We start from the raw sequence: 20,426 nt of genomic DNA on the forward strand, positions 1-20,426 counted from the left end.
AACGTCTGTCCGAGCTTGGCGATCGGCATTTTGCAATGCGTAAACAAGGCAAACGCATCAGGTGCCGCAACAACACTAGCAATCCCATCTAGCGTTACAATCTTGGACTTGAATCGCGAGTATGTTTGATCATAATTTGGAAATCGGGTCCAAACCGCGGCTCGATATTGCAAATCTGCGCCATTGAGCCCGAGTCGTGATCTTAAGCAATATCCAGCCGACGATAACCTGGCCAGCAGGGCTCTGCGCTGAGGAAGCCGCTCCTGCGTTCGTCAACAACTTTGCCGCTAAACAGAACTGAACAGCTTTAGAAGCCGAGGCGCCGGCCGTTGCTGCAGCGGATTTTACTCCTTGACGGCAACATGTTCTCCATAAATCGAGAATCAGGCTATCTGAGTCACTTTACTTGGCGCCGATTGGCATCGAAATCGCCGGCAGAGATATGTGTAACGATTGAGTATGGCTCGAAAGAAAGCGAAAGCCGAAAAGGGTCAGCCAAGCAGCGAGCTTCGGTCATTGCCGCCTGCGCCAAATCAGCGGCGTCTGCCCCTCCACGAGATGCACGACGAGGATTTCGAGGAGATCCTTGCGGACGTATCGGAAAAAGAACCGGGAATCATTCGCGCCGAGCTGAAGCGAACGTCGGGTGTGGAGCAATTCGGCGTGGATATTGAGGGCTTCTCGGATGACCAGAAACCAGTGCTGGTCATTTCGTGCAAGTGCTATCGGCGCATCCAGCCCGCTAAACTAAAGGCGTGGAGCAACGACTTCCTCGACCACATCGGCGGGCATTGGAAGGAAAAGGGTGTCAAGCGGTTCGTCCTTGCCGTCTCGGTCGAACTCAATGATGACCGCCTCAACGCACAAATTGCGGTCGAAAGCGCTCGGTTCAAAGCGCTGGGCATTGGTTATGAGGTTTGGGGGCTGAAAAAGCTCACCGACAAGCTCAGGCCGATACCGCATGCGATCGCGAAGTTCTTCCACCCCGGCTGGCTGGAGGCGATCGGCGCAGCTACGACTCTGGCGGCAAGGGCGAACTTGCCAATTCCTAGCGGGTCAACGGCCAATTCCACCGCAACCGCGCAGGCGGCCCAGTCATTGAGCGGGGTCGCAGATGCGGTGCGGCAGCGCCTGGGTGATGCGATAGCAAACCAACTCGAAGATGCTCTTCAGCGGCTCCGCGAGGGCATCAACAAGCCGCTGCGTTCTCTGGTCGGTAGTCTGAAGGCTGACCGGCTGTCGTGGGACATGCTCTCACCGGACGTAAAGGCGAAGTTCCTTCGAGCGGAAGGGTCGCTGGCGATCCGGAACAATGATCTTGCGCTCGCAAAATCCTGTTATGGCGAGGCGGATGCCTATGCGCCCGCTTCCGACCGTACGCCCTCGGTGCTCATCGCGCGACTGGAGGCGGATGCTGCCTTCGCCCTGAAACTCGTTGACAACCCCGCTACCTCTTCTGAGGCTGGCGTCCGTGCCGGGCTCCTCCTTGAGCTCGAAAGGCCGGCCGAGGCTATTGCCGTTATCGATGCTTGGCCAAACACCTCACCGACCGACGATGCCTACGAACCAGGGCGTCTTCGTTCGATCGCCCAGCTTTGGCACGACCGACCGACTGCCTTGGCGACCATTTCCGCAGTGGAGCATTTGGCGCCGCGCCAGTTTGCGGTCCAGTGGGCAGCGGCGGTTGTTCGATTCAACTTCGCGCTCAGTGACAAGGTCGAGCCGACACTGTCGACCTTTCCCAACCCGATCCCAGCGGGATTGGTGCGCGACACCCAGGACGCTCGCGATGCCCTCGATGGGGCCGAGCGCATCTTTGACATCCTGTCGCGCGCCGTCGACACGCCGGGGCAAGCTGCGGACCTTCAGGTCTGGCGGCTTGCGTGCCTGATCCTGAACCCAGCTCGCTTCACTGAGGCCGGGCGATTCGCTGCAGTACTTCTTTCCGGGGACAATCCGCATCCGGGCGCGGTGGTCTGGGCAACTTCCGCCGGCTTGTCTTTCGATCAAGAGGGGGTCGTGCGGGCTTTGAATGCCCAACTAAAGAATGGGTGCGGCGACGCCTCGCATGCTGCCGCCATCGCTTACCTGATCTTTACGCGCGGAGCCAAGAGCCGCGCTATCTCCGCGCTGCAGAGGCACCGAAAGCTTTTCAGCGACGATGCTGACCTCAAGATTGTGGACTACTGGATTGGCTTGCTTACTGGGGAAGGCGGTGACAGCCAGACGTTGCAATTCAACGAGGCGCTGAGCAAAATCAGAAGCGACGGGAACGCCGATGGCTTGCTGGTGATGCTCGATACGGGCGCCCTTGCGGCCGATATGCAGTTGGCGGCGTTCGAGACGTTGGCGCTCAACGGCAAGTGGTTCGAGGTCAATAAGCGCCGCGCTTCTCTTTTGGCTTTCGGAACTTCACATTCCTCGGAAATAGCGCTACGGGCAGCGTTTGCTCTCAATTTACACAGTGATGTCGTCGCACTGGCGAACGAACAAGCCAGCACATTCCACGAGTCGCGACTACCTACTGACCTGGGAGTTCTGGTAGCGAACTCGCGGCTATTGCTTGGAGATGCCAGCCTCGCACTGCGGGCGCTCGAAGAGATGCGAGCCGATAACAACAGCAACGAGCTGGCGTTTGAAGTTGCGTTGATGCGCCTGCGGATCGGCGACGTGACCGGCGCGGCAGCGGTCATTCGCGGCCGACAAGCCCCGGCCGAGAGTTCGGCTACGGCACTACTCAGGATCGCAGCCGAGCTCAAATACGAAGATCCAGAGTTGGCACGACGTCTGCTCGAGGGCATTTCCTTCGAACGTCTTAATCACAAACTGCTTCCCGACGCACTCGCCCTCGTCAATCAGCTTGGTGTTCAGGCTGCGGCACGAGTCATCATGCCACGGCTGTTCGGACCCGATGCCGAGCCATCCGGCATCATCGTCATCAACAGCGTGGAAGAGGCGATCCGGTTTGCGCGCGACAATGCCGACCGTCGTGAGAGGGCCGATGCGAACCTGACGGAAAGATGGCTCAACAGTGAAATACCATTGCACCTAGTTTTCGACGGACGGCCAGCTGACTTGGCTTGGTTCTTTCACAAACCTTTCACAATACCACCGCGGTTGATGGATGACGGCAAGCTCGAAGGCAAACCGTTCTTGCTGCGGAGCGGCAGCCGTGGTGCGAAAAGCGAGACCCCGAGGGATGTTTTGGTCCTCGACATCACGGCGCTGTTGTTGGGCAATGAGTTAGGCCTGTTGGAGCATCTCGAGCACTCCTGGGCTCGAATTTTGCTGCCCAACGAGACGCCCGAAATATTGCGGTCGATGGAGAACGAGCTCGACAGTCGGTTCGGGCAAGTGTCTGACGAAGCACGAGATGTTCGGAAGCGGCTCGAAGCCGGTGTTTTCGCCCGCGCCCCGACATCCGGCACCGTTCGGCGCCTGATCATCGAACCCAGTGACGACACAGCACTGTTTGATGTTCCACTCGCAAGCTTACTTGCGCACTTGGTTGCCCGTGGCCTGGACCGCGGGCTCGCGGACAAAGCACTGGGCTCACTATCGCTGCCACCGGTCGAAACCGTGGCGCCCCAAACCTGTCCCCTAGAGCTCGTCGTGTCGCCGGGGGACCTCGTCACGCTGCAACGCATTGGGCTTCTTGATCGGCTTGTGAAGGATGTCGCGTTGAGAGTCGATCCGCAAAGTAAGGATCGGTGGCTTGGAGGATTCGACGAGCATCTCGAGGGACGGGCACTGGCCGACAAGATCACAGAGCTGAGGCGGCTGGTGGCTCGCAAAGCCGATGCCGGCACTTGGCAGTTCCTCCCGGTCAATCATCGGGATCGTGACGACCTCAAGAACTCCGGAGTCAGTGCCCATCTGTTTCTCAGCGTCATCGGGGCGGCTGAAGGCGAGCCGTGCGATATCTGGGCCGAGGATCGGAGATTGTCGCTGGTCGGCAAGATCGGCAGCGCCACAATCATCGATGTAACGAATGTTCTCGATCGATTGTCCCAAAGGATTGGGGAGCCAGAGAGGGTTCATCTCACCAAACGGCTTCGAGAAACGGGCTACGGCTACGCGCTACCAAAGGCGGATGCCATCGTCGATGCGCTGCTGGCGGCGCCAATGGACGGCCCCGGACTCGTTGACACCGATGAACTCAACGCCATTCGACGGGATTTCGCCGTCCAGTTCTCGAACGCGCGCCACCTCACCGACAATGCCGGCGGAGCAGCACCGGGTGAACCGGAACTGTTCTTCCTATCCCGCCTCCTAGGGCTAGCGGGAAAGGTGTTTGCCGCGTTGTGGAGCCGGAGCAGTGTTGGCGAGGCACGGCTCAATGCCGCTGCCCATTGGACCTCGCGCCATCTTCGTGTTGAGCAGGCAAAGTTCCTGCCCCGCGACAACCGGACCGTCGAAGGTCGGGAGGAGCTGTTGTTCCTCCAATATCTTTCGGTCGTTACCGCAATGTTCGACATTCGGGGCAATTCCCTCCGCCAGGCGCGGGAACGTCGCACCAGATTCCTTCAATGGGTGATGGGAATCATCGTCGAACCCGGGCTTGAGATCCATCCGAAGTTTCGGGAACGGCTGGTGGACTTCCTTGCCGGGGCGCTGGCTGGTCTCGGGAAGCTTGACGGCCGCCACCCTGATGTCACCCAGGAGATGCTCGTCGGCCTGATTCTCGACTATCTGAATGCGTTCCCCGATGACTGGCGGCGGGTCTTGCAGAGACACAAACTGCTAAACGGCCTGGTTGGATTGCGTGAAGTGGAGAGCATCGGTTTCGGCAAGAACTTCAGGTTCGAGGCAGAGCAATTCTATGTGGCAATCGCCGAAGCCTATGCAACTGGCAAGTCGACCCTGCCCATACTGAGTAGCAAACGCAGGGCCACCATCGCCATGATCCCAGACGCGGTGCCGGCACCAGATCGACCGATGGCCTTCCTGTTCAAAAGTGGCAACAAGACCGCAACCGTCTCGGACGATCAACTCGAGCTCGAGTCCGGCGATGTCGAGCAGCGTCTGCGCGCCCTAAAGCGGCACCCATCCTGGTTTGATCTAACGGGCCCCGAATTCGACGCGGCCGCTCGGGAAATCGCTGAGATTCCCGATGCCAAAACACGGCGTGAGTTGCTGGAGCACGCCCGCTCTAGGGCCATGACCTGGCGCTTGCGCAGACTGCAGGAGCAAATCAGCAAGAACCGCAGCAGCGATAAGGAACTGCTCCTTCCCCCTCACCCGGATACCATCCGTCAGTTCTTGCGTCTGTCGTCGCCTTTCGACGTAACGGCTGACGGCTGGCTCCATCAACCATTCATCCAATTGCGAGACGAAGTCGGTCCGCTCGGAGCCCTCGCACGCATCGGCAGCATTCCTTTTGAACTCGGCGCCAGCACCGAAGCCGCCATCGCCTCGGCGGTCGACGAAATTGGTTTCGAGAAAGCGCTTGATCTGGCTGGTCCCACGCCGATGGTTCGCACAGCCTTATTCGCGACACTCTTCAGGTCGGGGCGGCAGGACCTCGATGTCAGCGGTCTCGTGAAGCCTTGGGAGGACTACGGGGTGTTGCATCAGGCCCTGCTCCGGCTTGCCTTCCGTAGCGCCGCTCGACGTCAAGAATGGCAACAGGTTCCGGAACCGGAACGCTCGGTATTGCTCTGGGTACACGCGAACGCCGTTCTGGAGATCCTAGAGAGCCAGGGCGCCGAGCCCAAGGAGTCGGCGCACATCATCGACGGCTTGCTCAAGCAGCGGTTCGATGATGTCTTTCACCGATCGCGATTGTTCGCCGGCCGCCTACAGGATCCTTTCGGCGGCACCTGGCGCGAGATCGCCGGCGTAGCCATTGCGCATGCCATCGGGGACATTGGGGGCGGCTTGAATGAAGCTCAGCGTAACGAGTTGCAGACCCTTCTAGCGAGGCAAGTTGGAAACAGCTGGCTTCCGCACCCCGAGCTCTGGCTCCCCAGTGGCGGATTCGAGCCGAAGAAGTGTTGGCTCAACCTGGATCCGGCGGTGCCGCTGGCTTCGGCTGGCGTGGTGGCATTGCCTCCTCCGTTGAATGAACGCTCGCCGCAAGCACTGGCCTTGTTGCTTATGCAGCAAATATCGGATGCCGATGCCAACGAGGGCGCAAATGGATATTGGCCTCTGCTTTGGATGCTGGGCGTGAACGATATCGATGCCGACGCCAGAGCACGGCTGCGTTCCCTGATCCCCGGCCCAGATAGTTTACCGGACTTCAATGCCGAAGATGGTAAGCTCTGGGGCGGAGCACTGCGTTACCGGGCCCAGCTTTTCGGCAAGGATAATGACCTTAATTCCTTCTGTGAGCTGCTGATTGCAGCAGCGACCCAGTCGCTGAACAACCACGCCAGTGAGCGCATCTCTGAGTTGTCACTGAAGACGCCGGTGGTTTCGACGTTCCTCCGCTTGACCGAAGCCATTTGGGAATTCTCTGCCGTCAGTTCGGATACGCTCAATGACTGTATGGCCCGCTTCGCCGAGCTTGTCACAGTGTTGGCGAACTCCTGGCCGTCAAGCCTGTTGGCCTGCCTGGCGTTGCTCGAGGTGGTTGCAGCGCAATTGGAGACAGAGCCCGCCGGGTCGCTTTGGGATGCGATCAACCTCCTGCGAAGCCGATAGAGGCTTGCTTTCGCTCGGACAAGCCACCCTCCTAAACTAGACAATTGCGGTTCATCATCACGTCTGGCGTCTAGTTTTGGTCGGGTATCGGCCGGTAGGCGGTCTATCCCAATTCATTTTCAGACGACGACCGCCTGCGCCGCATTGAGCGCCTCGATTGCCTGCTGAACTTCCGCGTAGAGATCCGCGTCCGCCTCGCTGGCATCGATCTCCACCACAAGGGCGAATCGCACCGACCGTTTGTGTGGGTCCTCAATTGCCCTTGTTTTCCACCAACCGGCAACCGGATGGACGGCCAGGATGTTGCGGCGAGCGAGGTCTGACGCAAAGCAGGTGAGCTGGTCAATCTGTAGTGATCCGACGTCGCGACGATTGCGGCCGAACGTCCAGCCATCATCTTCATCGACGGGCTCTTCATCCGTCTGGTCGGCAACCTTGCTGATGCGCGCTATGAAGGCTGCGCGGCTTTCGTTTGGCCGATTGAGCTTGAAGCGCAGGTTGTGCGAGGCATAGCGGAACTTGGAGCCACGTGCCGGCTCCGACGGGTTCGGCGCTATAAAGGTGCTGAGAGCGACCCTCAGCGTGACAGGGCTGTTGACGAGGCCGCGCAGGGCCTCGACGGGCCACGGCAGCTCGAACAACCTCATTTCGTTATGGACATGATCCGCACCACCATTGTCGCTTAAGCGATAAGGCGTGATTTTATCCTGCACCATCAGCGTCAAAGCGTTGGAAGCGCTGCGGCGCGCCCTTTGCATGTCGGGGACGCCAAAACCGTAGCGCTTGAACAATAGGCCGAAATGCCCTTTCCCAGGATTTGCAGGCAGATGACTGCGCATTTGAGGCGTCCAACGAGCCGACGAAACGAACACCGCTCTGACCGTCTCCGGCCATAGAGTTGGATAGTCCGACCACAGTTCCGTTATTGCCTTGGCCGCAAGCGCCGTTGCGCCGCTGGTGTCTCCGCAGGTCGTGAACGCGCGAGCCGGGTAAGTGTGGTCGGTGGTGAGAAGAGACAATGCCGGATGCCGCATCGGCGGCGGTGGCCCGTTGACCACCCAGTTCCCGCCTTCAAACACGACATCGGGCTTCAGCGGCCAATGCGAGGACCAGCTCGCGGTCCGAGACGACGGTGCAAGATCTCCAACCGGCGCGATAGGGGCGCCTGGCTCGCCGGCTGGCAGGACATTCTTCTCGGTATAGGCACCCACACAGATGGCGTTCCAGGCCTGGGCCGGCGATTCGATTTCATTGTCTGGATGGTCACAGGCCGCGAGGTAGCCGGCGTTGCCAAACATGTTCTGGACGGTGTTTCCGGCTGAGATAAGCATCAGTCGCTGAATTTTCTTGATCCCTGAGACTCCGGCAGTCAGCTGATCGACCTCGCTGGACCATGATGTGGGAGCGCCATCATGCGGCGTATCTTCCTCTGTCGTGCTCGCCATGGCGTAGGTGCGACGCCGATCGCCGGTGCGTTCCGCCGCGTTGATCCCGGCGCGGGTCAATGCCCCAAGCAGGTGATGGGGATTGTGACCCGCGTCCGGTATGATCTTTGCCGACTCCAGCCGCTGCCGGATCTCGATCGGCTGCATCGTCTGCAGGGCTACGGTCAAGTCGCCATAGAGCGCCAGCCCCGCAAGTTGCGTGCCGTGACCGACGAAGTCCCCAACATCCCAGGCAGGATTGGCGGCATGCCTGTCGTCGACATTGAGGGCAGGCTGAATAAGCGGATGGGCGCGACTGACGCCTCTGTCGAGCAACGTGACATAGCCCGGATCGTCCAGCACCTGGAATGTCGTCCACCCGGCCAGATTGTCGAGCCAGTCAGCCTGCTCCTCGATCGGCATTGCGTCGAAATAGTCGGCGGTGACCGTGGGCGCCGCCAGAGCGCGGACACCTCCAAGGCGCCGCAGCGCCAAGGCAAGCGCTTCTCTTGTGGCGGTCCCGATGACGACGATGTCTTCCGGGAACTCAAGCCGATCAGCCCCTACGGCAACCCCGTATTCAGGAGCGTTTCCGATGAATCCCGCAGCTTGGGTCTTATCCAGCCACAGTTCCCATGGAACAGCGGCATCGCCTTCGGGAAACTTTGCGGCAGGACTACGCCATAGCGCGCGAAGTCCTGCTTCGACAATGGCGCCAATGCTTTGCACGAGATCCGCATTGAAGGGTCGCCCCTCGGTACCATCCTTCTTCACACGGTTCTTCGTCGCAAAGTCATCGACTTTCTGGCGCAGCTTTGTCAGAGCGTCGCCCGTCGCAAAGACTGTCGCCCGAGCGGGTTGGTTGGCGGCGGGTTGGCCGGCCTCGAAACGCAGAAGGGACAAACCGCTGACATTGAGGCTTTTGGTGGCCATGATCTCGCCCGGCCTTCCAGCGACATCGAGATATACGCCTGCGGTTCCTTCCGCCTTTACGTCGGGAAGATGATCGATCGCCTGTAGAAGGGCCTGGGCATGACCGGCTCGATCAGCAACATCACTTGGATGCTTTGTTGTGGGCTGGCCTTTTGGCTTGAACTTTTCGCTTTTTGACAGTGCGTTGAGAATGAAGTGCCGTTTGTCCCTCGGCATGCGTTGCCACCCCTATGCTATGCAGTGACCGGCGGCGCTCGAGGGACGCGACCACCGCGGAGGTCCTAATTTCGGTTGAATTACCCAGAACCGCACGTCGCGCCGCGTCTTCCCCTCCCGCCACAACATCGGCTGTGGAAAGACCCTCGGCGTGTTCAACCACATCCTCCCAGTCGACGGCATCGACGTCAAAGCCTCGCAGCCGACGGCGCATTGCCTTCTCGATCGCCTCAGGGTCCGGCAGTTGATAGGGCAATACTAGGTCGAAGCGGCGCAGAACCGCTCGGTCGAGAATCTCCGGAAGGTTGGTGGTCGCCACCACTATCGATGGGCCAGTGTCCTCGTCGAGGAATTGCAGGAACGAATTCAAAATACGGCGCGCTTCGCCAATGTCGTTCTCCGATCCGCGCGACGCTGCCAGCGCATCGATTTCATCGAACAGGTAAATGCCACGAATGGTGCGGACGGCGTCGAAAATCATCCGCAGTTTCTGAGCTGTCTCTCCCATGAACTTCGTGATCAAACCATGCAGAAGCACGGTGAAAAGCGGAAACTTCAATTCACCGGCGAGTGCCTCAGCCGTCAGTGTCTTGCCGGTTCCGGGGGGGCCTGCGAGGAGCACACGTCGGCGCGGCCGCAAGCCTTTCTCCTCCAGCCTCTGGGTCATGCGCGTTTCGGTGACGATGTGCGACAGCTCATCTTCGATGTGCTCAGGCAGGATCAGGTCATTGAGTCGGGTGGTGGGGTAGCTCGCGCTGAGAAACGCAGCCAGATCGCCACGCGGCGCCGCAATCGGGGTTGGCGCCGGGCGCACGGGTCTTGCGGGCTGCTGACCGGCTTCGGCCCACTGCCTCAGTTGCTCCGCCAGGCGGCCATGGCCCTTTTGCTCTTCCGCCGCGGCAAGCTGCATTGCGAGGTCGAAGAACCTTTCCCCGTCGCCTTCGGCGTGACTCTTCACGAGCCCAATCAATTGCTGTGCCGATGCCATTGCAATGACCTTCCCAAAGTCCCCGCCAGCGCCACCATGGCAAGGACGGCGCTCTCATACATCCTATAATCAAAGACTCTTAACAGGACAGCGCATCAGAGGTGGATTGATAGGTGGTCCACTTGTAAATCACCAACTCTACTGCCGGTTCCCGACAGCGGCGGCCTGCATTGCGACGCAAATGCGGTCGCATTGAGTCCCGGCTGCAAAATCCCTATGCGCGAAAACGTCCGGGCTCTCTAGGGAGAAATACGAACGCCTCTGCCCGGGACTGCCGCTTGTCCGAAAAACCCCCACACATTCGGACACGCAACTGCAAGGGGTTGCTACGCGCCAGCGGACGATCAATCCTCTCTCTGGGGCGGCGCTTTGATAGTTGGAAGGAACGCCGGGCACGATGTCGCCGGCCAGCAGCTTCTCCTTCGACAGCAGCCCGGCATCCTCGAGCGCCTCGAAATCCGGCAGCTGGCGCAGCGTGTCGAGCCCGAACTGCGACAAGAAATTTTTCGTCGTCACATAGGTGTAGGGCGCGCCCGGCTGCGGGCTGGGCGGCCCTGAGGCGATGAGGTCCTGCGCGCGCAGCACGCCGATCAGGTCGCGCGACACCTCCTTGCCGAAGAAGGAAGACAGCTCGCCACGGGTGATCGGTTGGAAATAGGCAATGCACATCAGCACAGAGCCTCCGACTGCGTCAGCTCCTTTGCACCCTGCCCCGCCGGCGCGCCGAAGGCGGCGTGGATGACGTCGCCAAAGACCTTCTTGGTCCGGTGCTGCCAGCCGCCGGCGACCGCGACCAGTTCGTAGGGGCGGCCGGCGAGCTCGGCGCGGATGTCGTCGATGACCAGATCGAGATTGCAGCTTCTTCCCACCACTCGCGCCAGCACCTCGCGCGGCACAGGTTCGCTGGCCGCAAAGATCACTGCTTCGACGCGGCCCATCCATTCGCGCCAGCGCAGTTCCGGCGGCAGGTGCTCGAGCTCGGAGTCGACCAGCATTCGCTGGACACCACCCTTCTCTCGCGGGTGCTCGGAACGGGCGGCCTCGCTCATCGCTACAGCCCAAACAGCCGGAAGCTGGGACGGCCAGACAGCTCGCGCACGGCCTCGAGCTGCTGCAGCCGTTCAAACAGCCGCCGCGCGGCGAAGCGCGACAGGTTTTTTGTCGTCAGCGACCCGAGGACGGCATCTTCATTGAGCAGCAAAAAAATCACGTCGCCGGCGCCTTTCGCGCGCAGTTTTGGCGCCACCGCCAGAAGCTTTTCGGCGCAGCGTGACAGCTCGGCCGCCAGCCTGCAGGCCTCGGCCGCCCCTTGAACCAGCGCAAGGCAGACCGTGCGCTCGAAACCTGTTTCACCCAGTCGGATGCGCTTGCCGCCGCCGGCCTCGGTGCGGAAAGCCGGGCCAAAGGCCTGCGCCATCAACAGCGGCAGCGGCCGCGGCCAGCGCAGGCCTTGCGCCAGCATCAGGTCGGCGAGCCACCAGGCGAACATCTCGGCATCGGGGAGCATGGCGACGACGTGGGCGGCGATCGCCCCCGCGGCGCCGGCCGCTGCGAGCCTGCTACGTCCTCGATCTTTGTGAACAGGTCGGCGAGCGCCGCGTCGTCCCAGGCGAGCCCGAGCATCTCGGCCACTTTTGCCAGTCGATCGGCGCTGACCGCCGGCGGCTGCAGCGCCAGCTGGCGCCAGGCGCCAAAAATGGCGCCGGCGGGACCTGGATCGGCGCCGGCCGGGCAAAGCTGCCAGGCATCGCGCAAGCTGGCTTCACCCTCGGCGCGGCCGGCGAGCCGCATCGGGGCGGCGGCGCATTTGAGCGCCAGCCGCTGGCGCCAGGCGCCGGCCCAGGCAGGCTGTGCTCGGGCAAGCGTGTCGAGCGCAGCCAGCGCGGCGCCGGCCTGGAAGGCGGCGTCGGCGTCGCTGGGCGCGCCGCCGCTTGCGAGCGCCCAGGCCGGAACGGTGGGCGGGACGGACGGATTGGCGGTCGCGGGATCGAGGCGAATCATGCTTTCGAGGGTAAAGCGGCCGTGCGCTTTTGGCGATGATTTTTGGCCAAAAACGCACAGCTTGTCGGCGCAACAAAACGAATGATAAGTTGCCTTATCAATCGTTTACCTACCGTATGCTCGGTCTAATTAGATTTGTCGGCTAATTTCTGACATCGACTGCATCCTCTTAGGCCAAATACCGGCGGCGGCTAGTGCAAGCAGTTACGAAACAGTCGGTCCGCTCCTTTGCCGTCCGATGGTCCATGAAATCCCCTCGCCACTCATGATCCCGGAGACCTCCTTTCCGACATGTCGTTCAAGCACTGGCCGCCACGGCACGAGAGTGAACTCACGCGACTTTTCAATGACGGCGTATTTCCCGCTGGCGAGCTCGACCGATCGGATCATCTTGCCTTCCAGTCGATCGCCAGGCTTCGCTTCGAAATAGGAGAGGCCGAGCTCGCTTGAAAGCTGACCGGCGACGCGGTTCAGCTCGCGCTGGCGCAAGATCGAAATCATGTTGGCGCGATAGACGACCCTGTCCTGTTCTTCATGGGCGAGGCCTTGCGCGATCAGCCACTGCTGTCGTCGAGTTTGCGCCTCTCGCACCTCGCGGCCAAAACCGGCGTTGCGCGAGGTCTTCGGCGTTTCGGAAACCACCGCGCTGTCCAGCCAAGTGGCGCCCTCGAAGCCGACCTGCTTTTCCAACGGCATCGATGAGAGCTTCTCGACAACGACAGGCTCCGCCATCGCCCGCTGGCGCTCGTAATGGGAGGCCCGATCGAGATGGTCCGGCGCGATGATCCAAGTGCCGTCCAGCTGGCGCTCCAAGCCGCCGGTGGCTCGCCGGATCGCTTCCAGCCGCCGGACATACGTCTCGGCAAAGCGTTCAGTGGCGGACGGATCATGCTTCAGATGAATATCGACGTTGTAGCGCCCACCATTCGCCCCTGCGATGTCGGCAATGGTGCGATCCACCTGTCTGGGCTCCGTGTTGCGCGGCGTGACACGGACGATGCATCTGTCGGGCGTCGGTTCGGTGGCCTCGCCTTTGCCGATGTAGATGTAGTGGCTTTTGCCGTCGACACCGTCGACGATAAGGTAGTGCCGGTCGTTTATCTCGTCCGACAGCCCACGCACGACCACGCGACCGACGATCGGCTCGGGATTCTGTCCCGCATCGTAGACGACACAATCGGCGGGACTGCGGGCGAGTCCCTTGCCGGTCAGTTCGCGATGCATGGTCTTGATGATATCGCCGCGCTCGCCCGCCCGACGTAACGTTGCTTCAAGTTCATCGTCGAGCCGCCAGCGACCCGGTGCGACCTCCTCGGCCAACCCCATCCGCTCAAGCTTGCGCAGACGGCCTTGATTCAACGTCTGGCGAAACGCGTCGCGGCCATCCAACGAGACAAATCCATCGTTGTCGCGCATGCGCAGCAGCTGCCGGTCGATGCTGGTGAAACGTTCCTGCTCCATCTCCTGGCGCAGGCGCAGCTCGATCTCGCGATCCGTGCGCGGGCCGAGATCCAGACTCACCAGCTCGGACGCGCGCTCTCGCAAACCAGAGGAGATGTAGTCGCGCGCGATGACGAGATTCTCGCCTCGGTCGTCCTTGCCGCGGAGGATGATGTGCGTATGCGGATGGCCGGTGTTGAAATGATCGACGGCAACCCAATCGAGCTTGGTGCCGAGATCCTCTTCCATCTGAGCCATAAGGCGCCGGGTCAGTGGCTTGAGATCGTCGTACTCAATGCCGTCTTCGGCGGCGACGATGAAACGGAACTGATGCCGGTCGCCATTCGCGCGGTCGAGGAACTCCTTGCCGTCGACCCGGTCCTTGCCGGAGCCGTATAGCTCACCTGGCGACCCCTCCCGAGTGACGCCATCGCGCTGTAGATAGCGCAGGTGCGCACGCGCCCCGTCGCCACCCTTGCCGACCAACTTGACAACCCGTGCCTTGACGACGACGCGCCGCTGTCGGAAAGCCGCATGGCGGTCTCGCGATTTGAGCAGCGCGGCCGCCGCACCTCCGCGCCCGGCGCGGCTACCATTGAAGCGGTCGCCATCTATGTGTTTGCCGCCAGCTCGGTTGATCGCCGCCTGGACCTGACCGGCAAAGCGCTTTCCCGCTTTCGATCCGCGCGACCCGATTTTGCCCAGTTTCGGCCTGAACTCGTCGTCGGTCACACCAGCCTCCCGGATAACTGCAGCAAGATCAATCGCTTGCGCACTACACCCTCCTCGCGCCGCCGGCAGCCTCCTTGGAAAACGATGTGCAGACAGATACTTAGCCGCCTCTCGGAGGCGGTACCTTTATCTTGCCTTCGCCAACCCGGCCTTCCGCCCCCGCCCCGGTGCACACTAGCGCCTGGCTTCACCGACCGTCCGGCCGCGACGATCCCGCCGGCCGAGGCCCGAGCGGCACCAGAATTCCGCCGCTCGAACCGCTCCCGGGAACGCGATCTTTCAGGAAAAGCAGCTCGCGCCCGGAGGGCACTTTCGGCGCCTTCGCCGGGCGGGATTTGCGTTTGAACGCCTCCATGTCGTCGGCAGAAACGCCTGCCGCCTCGAGCTGCTCGAGATACAAAACCGTCTCTCTCGGCAGCGGTTTCCCACGCTGCAAATGCGCCTCATAGCGATCCGGCCCGGCGTTGTAAGCCGCGAACAGACCCGGGAAACCGAAGTGATCGAACATGGCGCGCAGATAGGCGGTCCCGGCCAGAATGTTGTCGCGCGGATCTTGCGGATCGGCCCCGAGATCATGCGCGATGCGCAGGTCCTCATAGGTGCCGGGCATCACCTGCATCAAGCCGATTGCGCCGGCGCGCGATGTGATCGGCCGCCCGTTGAGCATGGTTTGCCCACGGCTTTCTGCGTCCATGACGGCGTAGATCCAGCTTTCGGGAACACGGAAACGTTGGCTTGCTTCCGATACAAACCGATGCCACTTTCCAAGCTGCGGACTCAAGGAGATGGCGACCGGGGCGCCGGTCGAGGCGGAACAGGCGTATGGCGCGGCAGCGATCATGCCAAGCACCAGGAGGATCACTCGGTCCATAGCGGCACGAGCCTCCCGACGATGTTTGCGGCCGGCACCGGCCCGAAATACCGGCTGTCGAAAGAGTCGGGAGCCGCGCCATTGATCAGGAAAACCTCGTCGCTGGCGAGCGGCCGGCATCCGTTCCACCACGGCAACGGGCGGCCCTTGCTGTCGGTTTTCAGGCGGCGGGCGGCGATCCTGCCGCCGATGATGATTGCGTCATTGAAGGCGCAGACATGCTCGCCGGGGAGTGCCGCGACCCGCTTCACCAGCGGCACGCCGCGGGGCAGATAGCCGCGCTGATCGGCGAGCTGGCCAACCGTTTTTGGCATGCGGACAAGCACGAAATCGCCGGTGCGCGCCGCGCCTAGGCCAAGGCCATAGAGTCCAACCGGCGCGCTGGCCGAGGCGTTCCAGATCAGGATCGGGGCCGGTTTGGCGAAGGCGCTGAAGCCGATCAGAACCAAGCCGATGCTTACAGCGGCGAGGGTCTTGCGCGCTCGCGAGCGCCGCAAGCCGCTGCCGATCAGGTGGAGGGAAGGCCGCGCCATCATGACCGGCCTCCGCGATTGTCACCGGCATCGGAGCCTTGCGGCCGGCCCTTCGACCAGGCGTCGAGCTCGTCGATGTGATAGCGGACGAAGCGGCCGTGCTTGCGAAATTGCGGGCCGTGGCCCGTAAGCCGCATCTTCTCCAAAGTCCGCTGGGACAGGCCGACATAGAAGGCGGCCTGCGCGGTATTGAGAAACGGACTGCCCTTCTTGGCGCGGGCGGCGCGTTCGTTTTCGTCGTCCATGATGATCCTCGTTTCGCGTGCTGAAAGACGGAAGCGAGGATCGGCGAAGGGGTGCGTCTGCGGGACGGGCGAAGAGTGGGCCGGGAGTTTTCGCCGCCCTTCGGTCGCGCGTTGTTCGGATCAAAGAGCCCCCGCGCCGGGGCGCGGGGGCTTCGGGAGTTGTGGCCGTCAGTCGGCCGGGTTCCAGATGATGGCGTAGGTGTCGTCGTCATCCTGGCCGGCGGCGCGGCCGAGATTGGCGTAGAGTTTTCTCGGGCCGAACTCCGGGGCTGCGATCGACAGGCTCACATAGTCCTTGCCGGAAGCCTCGCCGGTCCTGATCCAGCCGGCGCCGACCTCGACGCCTTGCGTGAGCACCCGGAAGTCGGGATGGCTGTCGGCGCTCTTGGCCTGATTGGGCACGATGGCGATGTCGGCGCGGACGCTGAGCGTCTTGAGCTGGCCCTTGTAGCCGCCGTTCTCCTGCTTGGTGACGTATCCGATCGCGGTCATTTGAAAGTCTCCTTTGCTTGTCGCCCGGGGACCATTCCCCTGCGATGGCTGACCGTGATGGGCGCGTCCGGCCCGCGCGAACCCATAGGGCCGAAGCGGCAGCGAAGGACCCGAGCGGGCAGCTTTTTTGCAGCGAAGCGGGCGCGAGGAGCCGCCGCAGGCGGCGGGGAAAAAAGCTGATGGCCGAGGGTTTCGGGCGGGCCGGATCCGCCCATAGGTCATCAAGCCAGCGGCAGGGGAATGGTCCTGGGTGCCAAGCATTGGAGACAGCCAGGCGCGGTCGCCGCAGCCAGGCAGAGGTCGAGGCGGCGATGGGACAAGAGCTTGGCGCCGTGCCGGCATCGCCATGGTGCCCAGGCAGCAAGCGCCAGATTGCCATCACCGGGCCGGGTGTTTTCGGGGAGACGATTGGCAGTGCGTTCGGCTGAGAAGGGACCGGCGCTGCGCTGTCGGGAAGGCTTTGCCGGGCGCGCGATGCAGCCCGGCAGACGGACGAGCGGCGACGTTCCACACCTCGCCGCCCGCCCGTGCCAATGATCATTCGGACACGAACAGCATCTGGACCTTCGCCCACTGATCGGCGGTGCGGAAGCCGCCGCGTCCGGTGTAGCTCGACACCGGGAACGCCATCCAGCGGGGCAGCCAGCCATCGACTGGTTCGCGGCCGTTCTCGCCCGACAGGAAGTCGCGAATGATCTTCTTTTGCGTCTTCACCTTTTCCGAGGAATTGCCGTCCGCGACATGCCTGCCGCCGATGTCGGCAAGCATTTCATTGGCGACTTGCCTGTCACGCAACAGGTCAAAGAACGCGTCGTCAGGCTGCCACCAGCCGCGCATGTCGAGGCCCAGTTGGTTGCCGAGCGCCTCGACGATGGCGCTGCCGGCGGAAAGCGTTTCGGCCATGACCAGCGCGAGAATACGCCCGACATCTTCGTCGGACAGCGCCAGCAGACGGGCAAAGACGCTCGCCAGCGCGAAGTCGTCACCACTGCCGCCGGCGACCGACCCGTCCTCGTCCAGCGTGCCGAGCAAAGCCAAAATCTCACGTTGCGTCCCCGCAAAAGTCACCTGCGCCTTGCTGGCGGCGATGCTGGCGGCGATCGCTTCGTTGGCTGCCCGCTGCGGCTCGACGCGCACCGTCCACAGGCCGGAACCGACGATGGCGTGGGCTACCATCAGACGCAGCGCGACACCCGGATGGTCGAGCAACGCCGTGCGCACGGCGGCATGACGATGCAGGTCGATATAGTTCTGCATCGGTCCGCTGAGTTCCGGGCGCGATGGCTTTGCCGGCGTTTCGGCTTCCTCGCCGGCCTCGCCTGCCGTGCGGGCGCGCCGCGCGGCAGCTATCCGCTCATTCATCTGAACCAGACAGCGATCGGTTACAACTCCGCTTTCGTAAAGCCAGCGACGGTGCCTAAGTCCTTTGATGATTTGCTAGCCTGGGCCGAGGCGAACCCCAAGCGGCTGGGTATAACCTTGCCTACAAAAGGTGGTTCTGGCAGCGGCTTTCTCTACTCGGTGGCGCTTAACTATTTGGTCGGCACATGTCACGAGCAACTCACCAATACGTCAGTCACCCCCGAACAAGCTGAGGACTGGGCGTCAACTTCCGAGTGCCTAAACCCTGTATGGGATTACTATCGTCGAATGTTCAAGGTGGCTGAACTTACCAACGGCAATGCCGACACTCTCAACCTGATGAACAACCAAGAGATCTATATCGGAACCGTGTGGGAAGATCAGGTCATGACATTTCTGAACAACAAGCAGTTACCTGATACTATCCGACTAACACTTTTGGACAAAGGCGAAGTCGGAACGGGGGACTCGATGTTCATCCCCGCCGACGCCAAGCATGTAGCGGCTGCGATGTTGTTCATTGATATGGCAGCTGGAAAGGAATTCCAGACTTTTAAGCTTGAACATAAGGTTTCGAGGTCTCCGCGGGCTGACGTTAACGGTGACCTCATCCCGGATGATGTTCGCTTGCACGTCCTTCCAAACGACGTGTTCCCAAGACTTCGGAAGCCAGGATTCACCATCATGGCTGGGGCGCTTGCCGACGCTTTAGAAGAAAAAGTCCTGAACCAATAGTGTTGAAGATAAACGTGTCCGCTGGAATCGCGGCTCCGGCGGACAGCGTTAATTCGGTTCAAAGGGCTGGAAATGTTATGAGCGAACTAGACATCGTTGGCGTTGCGAAGGACTATGGCGCACTTCGGGTTTTGGATGACATTTCGATCTCGGTAGATCGCGGGGAATTCGTCACAATACTGGGGCCGTCCGGCTGCGGGAAGTCATCGCTGCTCCGAATCTTGATGGGAATTAGCCGCGCAAGTGCAGGCGAGATTCATTTGTCGGGACAACAGATAGACGCGCTTCCACCGGAACGGCGTGACATCGCGATGGTTTTTCAGTCATATGCGCTCTTCCCACACATGACCGTACTGAAGAATCTGAGCTTTGGGCTCAAGATGAAGCAGGTGCCGAAATCCGAGCGTGAGCGGCGCCTGGCCCACGCCGTTGAGATCTGCAATCTTTCAGGTCTGTTGGACCGCATGCCGCGGCAATTGTCTGGGGGGCAGCAGCAGCGAGTGGCATTGGCACGTGCTATCGTGATGCAGCCAGCTCTGCTTCTTTTCGACGAGCCATTGTCGAACCTAGATGCCAAACTTCGGGACACGCTTCGCCATGAATTGGTGGCCTTGCATCGCCGCATCGGCGCAACAAGCATCTATGTCACACATGATCAGTCCGAGGCGATGGCCATGTCGGATCGGATCGTCGTCATGGATGCAGGTCGTGTGCTCGAAATCGGCACACCGCTAGAGCTCTACCGCGCGCCTAAGAAAGCATTCACCGCCGGCTTCCTTGGCCAGACGAATCTACTGACGGCCGACGCGGGCGATCATCGAGCGAAGTTGCCGTGGGGACAGGAAATTAGCTGCGACAAAGATGCTTTTGGGAAGGTACAGGTTTCCGCTAGGCCGGAAGACATTGCGATCATTTCGGACGACGACGGGGTAGGCTCTGTCACGGCGGTCTCTTTCATGGGACCGACTGCCCTTTATTCAGTTCGCATCGGGGAGACACAGATCAAAGTCAGTCAGTCGGGCGCCTCGGCTCTGGTCCATGTCGGCAGTCGTGTCGCTCTCAATTTCGTGGGACCGGTGCATGTTATCGAGGGCGACGCCAACAGGAAGGCAAACTGAATGCAGGCGACCCTGCGCGATCAGCGGCTCATCGTTGCGCTCCTGCTATTGCCAGGAGCCGGTTATCTTCTGCTCTTCTTCGGTTGGCCGCTTCTGTCAGCGCTCATTGGTAGCTTTCAGCTGGACAACGGTGCCTTCACACTGAATTGGTATGTCCGGATATTTTCGCGCCAAACAGTACTAAGGGCTCTCTCCATATCGGTTTATTATGGCGTTGCGCCAGTGATCAGTTCGCTTCTTGTCTCGATCCCGCTGGCCCTCCTCCTCAGGACGCAATTCTTGGGCAGTAAGCTATTCAGCGGGCTGTATAAAATGCCCTTGGCGGTACCTGGCATTATCGTCGGGTTGATGGCTCTTGTGGTGTTCGAGCGCGGGGGCTTTGCCGACCGCGCACTTGCACCGCTAGGCATTACACTCCCGAGGTTGGTTCGAGATGACCAAGGCGTAGGTGTAATCCTTGCTATGATGTGGAAGCAGGTTCCGTTTATGACGCTCATCTTGACGAGCGCATTCGCCTCTATACCAGAAGATCTGCGGAACGCCTCCCGAACCCTCGGCGCGTCACGATTTAGAACTTTTATGTCGATCGAAATACCGCTCGCAATGCCGGGAATCACAGCGGCTATCCTGCTGACCTTTATCGGGTCAATGGGCGCTTACGCCATTCCAGGGATTGTAGGCCCGCCCC

The 20,426-nt window shown here is 61.2% G+C and carries 12 protein-coding genes and 2 pseudogenes; 4 read left to right on the forward strand and 10 right to left on the reverse strand.

The features are described from left to right. The first annotated feature begins 459 nt into the window (after positions 1 to 459). Complete coding sequence (locus tag E5X34_RS22230; protein ID WP_292568917.1) at positions 460 to 6,648, forward strand: hypothetical protein; 6,189 nt, start codon at positions 460 to 462, stop codon at positions 6,646 to 6,648. Positions 6,649 to 6,767: 119 nt separating this feature from the next. Here the strand turns inward: E5X34_RS22230 and E5X34_RS22235 are convergent, their stop codons facing one another. The 10 genes and pseudogenes from E5X34_RS22235 to E5X34_RS22280 all read right to left on the reverse strand — a co-directional run bounded on the left by E5X34_RS22235 (position 6,768) and on the right by E5X34_RS22280 (position 17,780). Then, entirely contained in the window at positions 6,768 to 9,221 is a 2,454-nt protein-coding gene (locus E5X34_RS22235) for a S8 family peptidase (protein WP_292568919.1), read from the reverse strand. Next, on the reverse strand, positions 9,127 to 10,209 hold the full coding sequence (locus E5X34_RS22240; RefSeq protein WP_292568921.1) for an ATP-binding protein: 1,083 nt from the start codon (positions 10,207 to 10,209) through the stop codon (positions 9,127 to 9,129). The genes E5X34_RS22235 and E5X34_RS22240 overlap by 95 nt, the downstream gene beginning before the upstream one ends. Positions 10,210 to 10,602: 393 nt before the next feature. Then, positions 10,603 to 11,204 (reverse strand): annotated as a pseudogene (locus tag E5X34_RS22245) (SMC-Scp complex subunit ScpB); the annotation flags it as partial. A gap of 56 nt (positions 11,205 to 11,260) precedes the next feature. Continuing rightward, positions 11,261 to 12,210 (reverse strand): annotated as a pseudogene (locus tag E5X34_RS22250) (DUF1403 family protein). A gap of 204 nt (positions 12,211 to 12,414) precedes the next feature. Next, a complete protein-coding gene (gene rlxS / locus E5X34_RS22255; RefSeq protein WP_292568923.1) occupies positions 12,415 to 14,382 on the reverse strand; it encodes a relaxase/mobilization nuclease RlxS in 1,968 nt (655 codons plus the stop codon). Positions 14,383 to 14,569: 187 nt separating this feature from the next. Next, positions 14,570 to 15,253: a lytic transglycosylase domain-containing protein gene (locus E5X34_RS22260; protein WP_292568949.1), complete on the reverse strand. Its 684-nt coding sequence runs from the start codon at positions 15,251 to 15,253 to the stop codon at positions 14,570 to 14,572. Beyond that, the gene (locus E5X34_RS22265) at positions 15,241 to 15,789 is read right to left on the reverse strand and encodes a S26 family signal peptidase (protein ID WP_292568926.1); all 549 of its coding nucleotides are present in this window, start codon (positions 15,787 to 15,789) and stop codon (positions 15,241 to 15,243) included. Before E5X34_RS22265 ends, E5X34_RS22260 begins: the two co-directional genes overlap by 13 nt. Continuing rightward, complete coding sequence (locus E5X34_RS22270; protein WP_292568928.1) at positions 15,786 to 16,031, reverse strand: helix-turn-helix domain-containing protein; 246 nt, start codon at positions 16,029 to 16,031, stop codon at positions 15,786 to 15,788. The genes E5X34_RS22265 and E5X34_RS22270 overlap by 4 nt, the downstream gene beginning before the upstream one ends. A 168-nt stretch (positions 16,032 to 16,199) precedes the next feature. After that, the gene (locus E5X34_RS22275; RefSeq protein WP_278164566.1) at positions 16,200 to 16,523 is read right to left on the reverse strand and encodes a DUF736 domain-containing protein; all 324 of its coding nucleotides are present in this window, start codon (positions 16,521 to 16,523) and stop codon (positions 16,200 to 16,202) included. 537 nt (positions 16,524 to 17,060) lie between these two features. Then, positions 17,061 to 17,780 carry a hypothetical protein gene (locus E5X34_RS22280; protein ID WP_292568931.1) on the reverse strand — a complete coding sequence of 240 codons (720 nt, stop codon included), beginning with the start codon at positions 17,778 to 17,780 and terminating at the stop codon, positions 17,061 to 17,063. Here E5X34_RS22280 and E5X34_RS22285 point away from each other — a divergent pair. From E5X34_RS22285 to E5X34_RS22295, 3 genes are all read left to right on the forward strand, one after another. Beyond that, entirely contained in the window at positions 17,751 to 18,620 is an 870-nt protein-coding gene (locus E5X34_RS22285) for an extracellular solute-binding protein (RefSeq protein WP_292568933.1), read from the forward strand. The genes E5X34_RS22280 and E5X34_RS22285 overlap by 30 nt on opposite strands. A 77-nt stretch (positions 18,621 to 18,697) precedes the next feature. After that, a complete protein-coding gene (locus tag E5X34_RS22290; RefSeq protein ID WP_292568935.1) occupies positions 18,698 to 19,738 on the forward strand; it encodes an ABC transporter ATP-binding protein in 1,041 nt (346 codons plus the stop codon). Continuing rightward, positions 19,739 to 20,426: ABC transporter permease subunit (locus E5X34_RS22295; RefSeq protein WP_292568937.1), on the forward strand; the 688-nt coding region annotated here is incomplete at its 3' end.

This window comes from Mesorhizobium sp., assembly GCF_004963255.1.
Lineage (GTDB): Bacteria > Pseudomonadota > Alphaproteobacteria > Rhizobiales > Rhizobiaceae > Mesorhizobium.